Annotated in this window: 13 protein-coding genes and 1 tRNA gene; 5 read left to right on the top strand and 9 right to left on the bottom strand. The window is 62.1% G+C overall.

All coding sequences use genetic code 11. The features are described 5' to 3' along the window. Positions 1–448: 448 nt before the first annotated feature. Complete coding sequence (locus RFN28_RS31865) at positions 449–1,204, bottom strand: SDR family NAD(P)-dependent oxidoreductase (RefSeq protein WP_320291128.1); 756 nt, start codon at positions 1,202–1,204, stop codon at positions 449–451. 517 nt (positions 1,205–1,721) lie between these two features. Then, positions 1,722–1,798, bottom strand: a tRNA-Met gene (locus RFN28_RS31860). A 241-nt stretch (positions 1,799–2,039) separates the two neighbouring features. Here RFN28_RS31860 and RFN28_RS31855 point away from each other — a divergent pair. After that, complete coding sequence (locus RFN28_RS31855; RefSeq protein ID WP_320291127.1) at positions 2,040–3,005, top strand: Gfo/Idh/MocA family protein; 966 nt, start codon at positions 2,040–2,042, stop codon at positions 3,003–3,005. A 54-nt stretch (positions 3,006–3,059) separates the two neighbouring features. On the opposite strand, the gene mnmA is transcribed toward RFN28_RS31855, so the two are convergent. Next, positions 3,060–4,250 (bottom strand): tRNA 2-thiouridine(34) synthase MnmA, encoded by a 1,191-nt coding sequence (gene mnmA, locus RFN28_RS31850; RefSeq protein WP_320291126.1) that lies wholly within the window; start codon positions 4,248–4,250, stop codon positions 3,060–3,062. A gap of 7 nt (positions 4,251–4,257) precedes the next feature. Beyond that, on the bottom strand, positions 4,258–4,410 hold the full coding sequence (locus RFN28_RS31845; protein WP_320291125.1) for a hypothetical protein: 153 nt from the start codon (positions 4,408–4,410) through the stop codon (positions 4,258–4,260). 98 nt (positions 4,411–4,508) lie between these two features. Between RFN28_RS31845 and sciP the strand changes: the two genes are divergently transcribed. Further along, positions 4,509–4,784 (top strand): CtrA inhibitor SciP, encoded by a 276-nt coding sequence (gene sciP, locus RFN28_RS31840; RefSeq protein WP_006203587.1) that lies wholly within the window; start codon positions 4,509–4,511, stop codon positions 4,782–4,784. A 169-nt stretch (positions 4,785–4,953) separates the two neighbouring features. Here sciP and RFN28_RS31835 read toward each other — a convergent pair whose 3' ends face one another. After that, positions 4,954–5,880: an NADP-dependent oxidoreductase gene (locus RFN28_RS31835; RefSeq protein ID WP_320291124.1), complete on the bottom strand. Its 927-nt coding sequence runs from the start codon at positions 5,878–5,880 to the stop codon at positions 4,954–4,956. Between the two features lie 90 nt (positions 5,881–5,970). Here RFN28_RS31835 and RFN28_RS31830 point away from each other — a divergent pair, with 90 nt between their 5' ends. Continuing rightward, positions 5,971–6,372: a winged helix-turn-helix transcriptional regulator gene (locus RFN28_RS31830; RefSeq protein ID WP_320291123.1), complete on the top strand. Its 402-nt coding sequence runs from the start codon at positions 5,971–5,973 to the stop codon at positions 6,370–6,372. 81 nt (positions 6,373–6,453) lie between these two features. Here RFN28_RS31830 and RFN28_RS31825 read toward each other — a convergent pair whose 3' ends face one another. Beyond that, positions 6,454–6,831: a flagellar export protein FliJ gene (locus tag RFN28_RS31825; protein ID WP_320291122.1), complete on the bottom strand. Its 378-nt coding sequence runs from the start codon at positions 6,829–6,831 to the stop codon at positions 6,454–6,456. 447 nt (positions 6,832–7,278) lie between these two features. Between RFN28_RS31825 and ctrA the strand changes: the two genes are divergently transcribed. Continuing rightward, positions 7,279–7,974: a response regulator transcription factor CtrA gene (ctrA, locus tag RFN28_RS31820; RefSeq protein ID WP_006203583.1), complete on the top strand. Its 696-nt coding sequence runs from the start codon at positions 7,279–7,281 to the stop codon at positions 7,972–7,974. 92 nt (positions 7,975–8,066) lie between these two features. On the opposite strand, the gene RFN28_RS31815 is transcribed toward ctrA, so the two are convergent. From RFN28_RS31815 to RFN28_RS31805, 3 genes are all read right to left on the bottom strand, one after another. Continuing rightward, positions 8,067–8,435, bottom strand: coding sequence for a response regulator transcription factor (locus tag RFN28_RS31815; RefSeq protein ID WP_320291121.1), 369 nt, complete (start codon positions 8,433–8,435; stop codon positions 8,067–8,069). Between the two features lie 236 nt (positions 8,436–8,671). Continuing rightward, on the bottom strand, positions 8,672–9,301 hold the full coding sequence (gene chpT / locus RFN28_RS31810; protein WP_320291120.1) for a histidine phosphotransferase ChpT: 630 nt from the start codon (positions 9,299–9,301) through the stop codon (positions 8,672–8,674). Positions 9,302–9,315: 14 nt separating this feature from the next. Further along, a complete protein-coding gene (locus RFN28_RS31805) occupies positions 9,316–9,567 on the bottom strand; it encodes a hypothetical protein (RefSeq protein WP_320291119.1) in 252 nt (83 codons plus the stop codon). Positions 9,568–9,685: 118 nt separating this feature from the next. Here RFN28_RS31805 and RFN28_RS31800 point away from each other — a divergent pair, with 118 nt between their 5' ends. Beyond that, complete coding sequence (locus RFN28_RS31800) at positions 9,686–10,222, top strand: DUF1134 domain-containing protein (protein ID WP_320291132.1); 537 nt, start codon at positions 9,686–9,688, stop codon at positions 10,220–10,222. Positions 10,223–10,237 lie beyond the last annotated feature (15 nt).

Raw genomic sequence — 10,237 nt, 5'->3', positions numbered from 1 at the left:
CCGCAGTTTCTGCTCATCTTCTTCCATAACTTGGTGTCCACCTATTTTGGTGGACACCTCATGCATCAACCCACTCAATGGCAAAAGGTGCGGGGAAAATCGCGCTTACTGACATGATACCGTTCGAGCACAGCCTCCACCTTCGGGCTGTCGGGTGCCAATCCGGCCACGCCAATCCTGCGCCCTCGATATTCAATCCCGCCCACTGAATAGGTGTACTCGATATCCGGCAGGTTACCGACGGTCGTCGCCCCCGCACTCGCGCGCCGATCGGCTCGGATACGAGCCTGCACAACACGCCCATGCGTCGACGGCCACCACCTTGCGCGTTGGCTCTCCCGCGTGGCGCGAGCGCCGGCGTAGATTTCCGCTGATGGACTCGCAAGTATTTATGGGCGTCTTGTCTCTCATGAAATTCCTTAGGGACCGCGGCGGCCAGGATCTTCCTTCAGGTAGTTGGGGTGAGTCCATTGGCTGAGATCGTAAAAATCGGTCCTACCCCCTCCGGAGGCCTCAACGCAGTCTCGATTACCGCCTGGGCGACGTCCGCGGGCGACTGCCGCGGACCCATGTTTTCAAGGAACTTTTCCGGCGGGATGCCGAGGTAACGGGCGTACCCGCTCACCGCAACCTGCCCGAGTTCCGTCTCCGGCATGACGCGGGAAGGGACGAGCGCCACGAAGCGGATGCCGAGCTCGAGGCGATCCGATTCAGCCTGGCAGTATTTGGCGAGAAACATCTGCATGCGCTTGGCCCCGGCGTAGCCTCCAGAGATCGGCGATCCGCCTAGTCCGGCTCCGCTGGAGATGATCACGACAACCGAGCCCGGTGCCAGCGGCATGCGCAGCGCTTCGCGGGAGAATAGGAAGGCCATCTTGGTGTCGACCTCCCAGTTGACCGCGAATTGATTCCAGTTGAGCTGGGAGACCGGAAGGGCTGGCGGCGTTGCGCCGCCGCAAATGACTAGTATTTCCGGACGGATGTTCCGAAACACCTTGGTCGGCGCTGACTCCGACGCGGCATCCAACGCCAGAGTATTGATCGTTCCGTTTGTGAAGTTGACCAGGCCGCGCTTGTCCCTGGCGACCGCCAGGACCTGGCCTCCCTCTGCGGCCGCGCGCTCCGCGATCACACGGCCTACACCGCGACTAGCACCCAGCACCACTACGTGCTTTCCTCGAAGCAATCCATTGTCCGACGACATGGGGTTCAAGCCTCCTGAGCTCTGCCGATCGTTCAAGTGATGGAGACTGCAGGCCACCGGGAAATTCATCGGTCTTGCCGAGACTTTTTCTCGGTCGCGCGGTTGAGCCCCGGCCGCGCGCATCAATGAAGATAGACCTCAACGTGTATCTTGTTCGCGGCCAGGTCTGCGTAGCCGGAGCCCCATGCCGGCTTCGCGTTGACCCAGAAATATGGGCCTGCCGCTGTCAGAAGATCGATCCGCACGGCCAGATCGACGATCGGCTCCGCTTCGCGAGGGGTGCCGACGCCTTCGACCGAGAACGCGATCCGGGTCCCGTCGTCGGTTTCGATAGTGCTTGTTCACAGCGTCACGGTGCACCCCAAACCTGCACGTGAAGGCTTCGAGATCGAGGTGAAAGGCAAGCTTGCCGCCCTTATCGGCGGCGGCGCATTCCCCAACGCGCGCTATGCCGAAAAGCACGCTGCATTAGGCGGCCGCCACAGCCCAACTATTACGTACGATAGTGGGTTTGAGGTGGTAGCGGAGGAGGGACTTGAACCCCCGACCCCAGGATTATGATTCCCGTGCTCTAACCAACTGAGCTACTCCGCCAGGAGCGGCGAAGAGGCTCGATGAACCGCCCGAGATCGCGGGCAATTTCGAGGCGTTCGCCAAGGTCGCGCGGATATAAGGTTGGCGGGGCAAGCCTGTCAAGCTTGGATGCGATCGCCAAGCCGGCATAATCTCATCCCCGAAAAAGCTTTGCCGGACAGATACCAAGCGCATGCGCCGGGGTTGAGTTCGACGGGGCACGTCGCTATGTCTCGGCCATGAAATTCTAGAGTTTGGACGAATGAAGCCGCGCATCGCAGTCCTCGGTTGCGGATACTGGGGCAGCAACCACATCCGCACCCTCAAGGCGCTCGGCGCGCTCCATGCGGTTTCCGACGCGAACCGCGCACGCGCCGAAGGCTTTGCCAGCGAGCAGGACTGCCTGGCGATCGAGCCGGACAAGCTGTTCGAACGCACCGATGTCGATGCCATCGTGATGGCGCTGCCGCCGCAATTCCATGCCGACACGGCGGTGCGCGCCGTCGAAAGCGGCAAGGACGTGCTGGTCGAGAAGCCGATCGCGCTGACCGTCGCCGATGCCGAGCGCTCGGTGCAGGCCGCGAGGGCCAATGGCCGCGTCTTCATGGTCGGCCATGTGCTGCGCTTCCATCCCGCCTTCGAGACACTGAAGGCGCTGATCGACAATGGCGAGCTCGGCGAGGTGCGCTATATCCACTCGCACCGGCTCGGGCTCGGCAAGTTCCACACCGAAAACGACGCGCTCTGGGACCTGGCGCCGCACGATCTGTCGATGATCCTTGCGATCACCGGCACCGAGCCGATCGAGGTCAGGGGCGAGGGCGCCGCACTCCTCGACAATCTCAGCGACTTCGCCCATCTGCATATGCGCTTTCCCAACGGGCTGCGCGGTCATCTCTTCGCCTCTCGTCTCAACCCCTATCGCGAGCGGCGGCTGACCGTGGTCGGCACGAAGGCGATGGCAGTGTTCGACGACGTCGAGCCGTGGGAGCGCAAGCTTGCCGTCTACCGGCACGCGGTCTGGCAGGACAGCGGCCAGTGGGCCTTCACCGCCAACGAACCTTCTTACGTGGCGGTCGGCGAAGGCATGCCGCTGACGCGCGAGCTCGCGCATTTCATGCAGTGCATCGAGACGCGCGCCGAACCGCGCACCGACGGCGAGGAAGCGATCAGGGTGCTGCGCATCCTGACGGCGGGCACGGTGACGCACAGCGGCTCGCCGGACTGAGCAGTCCGCAAGGACAATCCGACCTGAAGCGCCCAGTCGATCGAAGGGCGTTGGTTACTCGGCGGGGACGTGCGCGGGCTGCTGCGCAAGCTTGGACAGCATCGCCTCGGCCTCGGCGCCGCGCTCGGAGCGCTCGATGAAGCCGCCGCCGAAGACGCGCGCCTCGTTGCCGTCGTCGGAATAGAGCACGCAGGCCTGTCCGGGGGCGATGCCCGATTCGCCGTCGACCAACTCGACCGAGGTCACGCCGTCGCGATGATGCAGGACGGCCGGGCGCGGCGGCCGGGTCGAGCGGACTTTTGCAAACAGCTCGATCCCGCCGGATGGGACGTCCGAGAGGGGGCCGTCGCCAAGCCAATTCATGTTGCGCAGATAGATCTTGTGCGTCTCCAGCGCCTCGCGCGGGCCGACCACGACGCGCGCCCGGTCGGCGTCAAGGTGGACGACATAGAGCGGCTCGCCGGAAGCGATGCCGATGCCGCGGCGCTGGCCGATCGTATAGCGCAGGATGCCTTCATGGCGGCCGAGCACGCGGCCGTCGATATGGACGATATCGCCCGGATTGGCGGCCGCCGGCTTCAGCTTGGCGATGATGTCGGAATATTTGCCCTGCGGCACGAAGCAGATGTCCTGGCTGTCCTGCTTGGCGGCGACCGTCAGCCCCATTTCCTCGGCGATCGCCCGCACCTGCGGCTTGGAGAGGCCGCCGAGCGGGAAACGCAGATAGTCGATCTGCGCCTGCGTGGTGGCGAACAGGAAATAGCTCTGGTCGCGGTCGGCATCGACCGGCCGGTAGAGCGCGCGATGCGCGCCGTTGGCGCGGGAACGGATGTAGTGGCCGGTCGCCAGAGCGTCGGCGCCGAGGTCCTGCGCGGTGGCCAGAAGGTCGGCGAACTTCACCGTCTGATTGCAGGACACGCACGGAATCGGCGTCTCGCCGGCGACATAGCTCTCGGCGAAAGGATCGATGACCGCCTTGCGGAAGCGCTCTTCATAGTCGAGCACGTAATGCGGAATGCCGAGCGTCTCGGAAACGCGGCGGGCGTCGTCGATGTCCTGGCCGGCGCAGCACGACCCTGGCCGGTGCGTCGCCGCGCCATGATCGTAAAGCTGCAGGGTGACGCCGACGACATCATAGCCTTCGCGCTTGAGGATGCCGGCAACAACCGACGAATCGACGCCGCCCGACATGGCGACGACGACGCGGGTGTTTTCTGGGCGTCCGGGAAGATCGAGGCTGTTCATGGTTCTTTCAATCTGCGTGGCGCAGGCTGCCAATCGCCGGAATATAGGTCAAGCGCTGCGGGTGCGCCAGCTTGGCCGCCAAAGCGATTTTTGTCGGCGAAATCGAGGCCGCGACCGCGATTGTCTCAAATGCCGAACAAAAACCTAACGTGACGTTCACGAACCTTACCTAGTCATTAGGGTTCGCTTAGGCAATTTTTAAAGCTGTGGCGGTACTGTGGCGGGGATTGGGTCTTTGAGTTTTTAGTAGAGAGTACGATGACCGATCTGGTTAGACCTAGAGTCAAATATGTTATCGGGCCTGACGGCAGCCCTCTTACGATAGCCGATCTGCCGCCGACGAACACACGGCGCTGGGTCATCCGGCGCAAGGCGGAAGTGGTCGCGGCGGTACGCGGCGGACTGCTCAGCCTGGAAGAGGCCTGCCAACGCTACAAGCTCACTACCGAGGAATTCCTCTCCTGGCAGGCATCGATCGACGAATATGGCCTTGCCGGGCTGCGCACGACGCGGATCCAGCAATACCGGCACTAGGACGCTTCACAACGTCCTGGAACTACAAGCGAGGGCGCGGAATTCCGCGCCCTTCGCTTTTCCGGAGGCCTTCCAAAGCGCATCGCGATCTTAGACTCACTCCAGGTTTTTGATTTTACGCATGTCTTTTTCCCGAAACCGGTTCCCACTTTCGGGAGACATGCTTTGGTCAGATCGTCAGCACGACCTTGCCGATCGGCCGGGTGGCAAGGAAGGCATGGGCGGCGCCCGCTTGATCGAGCGGGAAAGCCTTCGCCACATGAGGCGACAGTTTCTTTGCATCGACCAGCCCGGCAAGCTCGGCAAGGCCTTCGCGGTCAGGCTTCACCGACATGCGCTCGACGCGGATATTCCGCTCCTTTGCGTTTGCCCTTGTCGTGTCGTTGACGTTGAGCAGCGACACAAGCACGCCACCGTCGCGCAGCACCTTCAGCGATTCCTCGGCGTGGTCGTCGCCAACCGTCTCCAGCACCAGATCGAAGCCGTTGGCCTTCTCGGTGAAATCACCCTTGGTGTAGTCGACGACCTCGTCGGCGCCGAGCGAGCGTACGAAGTCGAGCTTGTCCGGGCTTGCGGTCGAGACGACATAGGCGCCGCGGGCCTTGGCGATCTGCACGGCAAGATGGCCAACGCCGCCGGCGCCGGCATGAATCAGCGCACGCTGGCCGGATTGCAGGCCGCCGTGGCGGACAAGTCCCTGCCAGGCGGTGAGGCCGGCGAGCGGCAGCGCAGCCGCATGGGCATGATCGATGCCGGCCGGCTTGATAACGATCTCGTCCGCCGGCGCGGCTGCGAGCTCGGCATAGGCTCCGGCCTGTTTGGGAAGGCGCGGCATGCCGAACACCTCGTCGCCGACGTTGAAGTCGGTCACGCCGGCGCCTAGCGCCTGGACGGTTCCGGAAATATCCCAGCCGAGAATGAAGGGCGGCTCGCCAAGCAGCGGATAAAAGCCGCCGCGCACGGCGCCGTCGACAGGGTTGATGCCCGCCGCCGCAACACGAATCAGCACCTCGCCAGGCTCGGGCGAGGGGTCTGGCCGCTCGGCGAGGAAGAGGACGTCGGGTCCGCCGACGGAGTTCTGGATAACGGCATGCATCGAAGCCTCCTTCTTGGTTGATACGCCGCTATCATTTGGAAAGTAATATTCTATTGTCTAGTATGCACCTTGTCGATATATAGGCACCTTATGGATAGTGAAGGCGCTCCCCTCGGTTACGACGCGTTCCGGCGCACTTGCCCGTCGCATACCGTGCTCGAAATGCTGGCCAGCAAATGGGTCTATCTGACCGTTTGCGCGTTGCGACGCGGCCGGATGCGCAATGGCGAGCTGGCACGCAAGCTGGAAGGCATCACGCCGAAAATGCTGACCCAGACGCTGCGTGTGCTGGAGCGCGACGGGCTTGTCCGGCGCGAGGTCTATCCGGTTATCCCGCCGCGGGTCGAATACGAGCTGACGGAGCTCGGCCAGAACCTGGCGGGGCTGCTTAGCCAGATACGCTCCTGGGCGGAAGAACATGCGCCCGACATCAAGGATGCCCGCGCCAGGGCATCGGCGAACCGTCAGGACGATATGGCAGTGCTGCCTTGACGTGGGCGAGGGCTCAGCCCCTCGCGGCGCGATTTCAACGGCGATGCCGGCGGATCCCGGTAACGAGGAGGCGCGTTCGGCTCAGCCGATCATGGCGCTGCGGCCGCCCACTTCCGCGTCGCGGATCTTGCTGTCGCGCGATTCCAGCATCTCCGCCTTGGACAGCTCCGCTTCAGCTTCGCCGAGTAGTGATTCGGCCATGGTTCGCTGCTGGGCGAGGTCGCCCTGCGAGTTCCTGAGGTTGTCGCGGCGCAGGCGCGCCGCCTTGGCGAAGGTCGGATAGGCAAAATGGTTGATGTCGGTGATGCCGGCTTTTTTCTCTTCGGCGGCGATCTGGGCCTCCAACTCGACGGCCATGCGTTCGAACTCGGCGATCATCATGTCCAGCTGCAACAGCTGGCGCCGTTTCTCATTCACCTGAAACTGCTTCAGCCGAACGAGGTTTTCACGTGACTTCATGACTCGGTACTCCGCAAACGCACACCTGCGTATCGTCCCATCGGCCTGGAAGGGCCCAAGCGTCACCCGTTTCCCCCGACATTCCCAAGGCTATGGGAAACAAAGCCCTAAAGATTTTTGCCGGTGGTAACCATTCGTTTACGGGCATTGTTAATCATACGGGCGAGGACTTAAGGCCGGGTAAAAATTCCGGCTGTGGCGGGAAACGCGGCCTGCGAGTCTCTGGAGTCACTTAGGCCGACTTATTAATGTGGTGCATTAGCGGTTTGGGTCTGCGATTCGTTATTAGATTCAAGTAGGTGTAGAAAGGGGTTAAAAAATCTGATATCGTGTCCGGCACGAAATTAGGATTTGTTAACCAGTCGGTGGCACCTTCTGTTCAGGCAATCACCTGCTCCGGGCCCGGACGGGTCGTGACACGGTCCGGCAGCAGAAAAGGGGAATGAAATGCGTGTTCTGCTGATTGAAGACGACAGTGCAACCGCACAAAGCATCGAGCTGATGCTGAAATCGGAAAGCTTCAACGTCTATACGACCGATCTCGGCGAAGAAGGGGTCGATCTCGGCAAGCTCTACGACTACGATATCATCCTTCTCGATCTCAATCTTCCCGATATGTCGGGCTACGAAGTGCTGCGCACGCTTCGGCTTTCCAAGGTCAAGACGCCGATCCTGATCCTCTCCGGCATGGCCGGCATCGAGGACAAGGTGCGCGGCCTCGGCTTTGGCGCCGACGACTACATGACCAAGCCGTTCCACAAGGACGAGCTGGTGGCGCGCATCCACGCCATCGTGCGCCGCTCCAAGGGCCATGCCCAGTCGGTCATCACCACCGGCGACCTGGTGGTCAATCTCGACGCCAAGACCGTCGAGGTCGGCGGCCAGCGCGTGCACCTGACCGGCAAGGAATATCAGATGCTGGAGCTGCTCTCGCTGCGCAAGGGCACGACGCTCACCAAGGAAATGTTCCTCAATCACCTCTATGGCGGCATGGACGAGCCGGAACTGAAGATCATCGACGTCTTCATCTGCAAGCTGCGCAAGAAGCTCGACGCGGCGTCCGGCGGCCAGAACTACATCGAGACCGTATGGGGTCGCGGCTACGTGCTGCGCGAGCCGGAAGACATCCGCGTCAGCGCCTGAGCTAAGGTTAGGAAATTCATACGAAAAACCCGGCTTCAGCCGGGTTTTTTCATGCGTGCGATCGCCGCCGTTTCGACGCGACGCGTTTTAGATCAGGCGGCGATCTTCAGGGCACGGAAGCTCTCAAGCAGCTGTGCCCGGTTGAAGGGCTTCAGCAGATAGCCCTGGGCACCGGCACGTTTCGCACGCATGATCGCGCCGACATCGACTTCGACCAGGGATACCAGGATCTGTGGCTTGACCGCGGCGTCCATGCCGCGGATGCGACGAATGAGATCCGCGGCCGGCATGTCGGCCAACCCGCCATCGATGACGATAACGTCCGGCATGTCGGTAGCACAGATATCGAGAGCATCAAGCCCGGTGGCGGCTTCGCTAACCATCATGTCCGAGCCGCCAAGGATACGCTTTGCAACCTTCCTGATGACGCTGGAATCGTCCACAAACAGGCAGCGCTTCATTTCCGGGTCCTCTTCGCCATCTGCCGAACCGGCAATCTGCGGTAACCGTGGGCCACCCTAGAGCAATCTGGTAAAGAAGCCGAAAAGCCGTTAGGTAAAGTTTTTCCAAAGAGGCGCGCTGCGCGGGTTTTCGCTGCCGACCCGATACAACGACAATTGGCGGGCGAATGCTTCGCTCGCGCCGCAAGCGGCAATATCAGGGGAAATAAATACTTGGCCTGTTCTTGGCCGTTGCCTCAGGTGGCCGTCAATACGATCTCGTCGGCGGTCGCATGGATCGAGATCGTCATGTTGGCCTCGCGCGCCAGAAGCAGCGTGTAGTAGGGCTGGACCGAGTGGGCGTCGATCGGTTCCTCAGGCTTGTGGCCGGAATGCAGCTCTAGGAATTTCGGCGGCACGCGCAGCATCGGGCCGCTGGCCGACAGCGAAAAACGCGGCTCGGTCTCGAGGTTCTCCAGCGTGACCACCAGCTTGCCGCCGCGCGGTATGGCCGCGTTGGCGACAAGAATGAGGTTGAGCAAAAGCTTGACCTTGTTCTTGGGCAGCAGCGCGCGGGCTCCGTTCCAGACCAGCTGCGGCTTCTCGTTCTTCAGGAAGGCGATGGCGACGGCCTCGGCGTCGCCGGTGTCGATCATCATGCCGGCCGAGCCGGCGGCACCGAAGGCGATGCGGGCAAACTGCAGACGCGCCGAGGCGTTCCTGGCGCTCTGGCGAATCAGTTTCATGGCGTCTTCATCGGCGCCGCCTTCGTCGAGCAGCTCGAGGCCGTTGTTTATGGCGCCGACCGGCGAAATGATGTCATGGCAGACGCGGCTGCACAGAAGCGCCGCCAGATCGGGGGCGGAGAGGGTGAAGAGCTCGGCCATCGGAGAAATCCCTGCTAGTTCACATATTCATGGCCGAGCGTCCGATTCGCGCCCGCCACGCGAATCACGCTCTTTTCCAAGGCTTTCTGAATACACAGCGCCCGCCCGCGCATCAACAAATCCGCAGCCGCGGGTGGCGAAAATGGTGCATTTACGCAGGGAAACGAGGCCAAAAAGGCCATGTCGTCAGCCTTCGAACCGCCATCTTCCTGCGCCAGCTTAATGGTTGAAAAAGGATTACGGCATAGTTTGCCAGTGATAGTCATCTCGAAACGGCCGCCAAGAGCCGTAGGGGTACGAGGCGTCGGCGAAAGTGCTCCCTGACGGAGATTTGGAAGCATGTTTTCCCGATTCTATGACCGGACACTCGTCCGCGTCCTCACCATGACGATCGCCCTCATGGGGGCTGTCATTTTCTCAACCTCCGCTTCGCGGGCCCAGGAATACACAGCGCAGGAGATCATCGATTCCGGCCACAAGTTCTTCGGCGCGACGTCGGGCGGTCTCGCCACCGTGGTCGAAAAGATCTTCGCATCCTACGGCCTGCCCAACGGTTATCTGCTCGGCGAGGAGGGATCCGGCGCGCTGATCGGCGGCCTGACCTATGGCGAAGGCACGCTCTACACCAAGAACGCCGGCGACCATAAGGTGTTCTGGCAAGGCCCGTCGCTCGGCTGGGACTTCGGCGGCGAAGGGTCGCGCGTGATGATGCTTGTCTACAATCTGGACGACATCAGCAGCCTCTACAACCGCTTCGGCGGCGTCGCCGGGTCAGCCTATGTCGTGGCAGGCGTCGGCTTCAACGTGCTGCAGAGCAACAGGGTCCTCATCGTTCCGATCCGCACCGGCGTCGGCGCTCGGCTCGGCGTCAATCTCGGCTATCTCAAGCTGACGGAACGGCCGACCTGGAATCCGTTCTGACGGGACCGGATTGCC

This window comes from Mesorhizobium album, from assembly GCF_033977205.1.
In the GTDB taxonomy this organism is placed as follows: Bacteria; Pseudomonadota; Alphaproteobacteria; order Rhizobiales; family Rhizobiaceae; genus Mesorhizobium; species Mesorhizobium album.
Note: the sequence above shows the minus strand (reverse complement) of the source record. Positions and strands in the feature narration are given on the sequence as shown.

Bases quoted from the DNA above. Each gene is read 5' to 3' on its own strand.
- RFN28_RS31865 (WP_320291128.1), bottom strand. From the start codon at position 1,204: ATGTCGTCGGACAATGGATTGCTTCGAGGAAAGCACGTAGTGGTGCTG.
- RFN28_RS31855 (WP_320291127.1), top strand. From the start codon at position 2,040: ATGAAGCCGCGCATCGCAGTCCTCGGTTGCGGATACTGGGGCAGCAAC.
- mnmA (WP_320291126.1), bottom strand. From the start codon at position 4,250: ATGAACAGCCTCGATCTTCCCGGACGCCCAGAAAACACCCGCGTCGTC.
- sciP (WP_006203587.1), top strand. From the start codon at position 4,509: ATGACCGATCTGGTTAGACCTAGAGTCAAATATGTTATCGGGCCTGAC.
- RFN28_RS31835 (WP_320291124.1), bottom strand. From the start codon at position 5,880: ATGCATGCCGTTATCCAGAACTCCGTCGGCGGACCCGACGTCCTCTTC.
- RFN28_RS31830 (WP_320291123.1), top strand. From the start codon at position 5,971: ATGGATAGTGAAGGCGCTCCCCTCGGTTACGACGCGTTCCGGCGCACT.
- RFN28_RS31825 (WP_320291122.1), bottom strand. From the start codon at position 6,831: ATGAAGTCACGTGAAAACCTCGTTCGGCTGAAGCAGTTTCAGGTGAAT.
- ctrA (WP_006203583.1), top strand. From the start codon at position 7,279: ATGCGTGTTCTGCTGATTGAAGACGACAGTGCAACCGCACAAAGCATC.
- RFN28_RS31815 (WP_320291121.1), bottom strand. From the start codon at position 8,435: ATGAAGCGCTGCCTGTTTGTGGACGATTCCAGCGTCATCAGGAAGGTT.
- chpT (WP_320291120.1), bottom strand. From the start codon at position 9,301: ATGGCCGAGCTCTTCACCCTCTCCGCCCCCGATCTGGCGGCGCTTCTG.
- RFN28_RS31805 (WP_320291119.1), bottom strand. From the start codon at position 9,567: ATGACTATCACTGGCAAACTATGCCGTAATCCTTTTTCAACCATTAAG.
- RFN28_RS31800 (WP_320291132.1), top strand. From the start codon at position 9,686: ATGACGATCGCCCTCATGGGGGCTGTCATTTTCTCAACCTCCGCTTCG.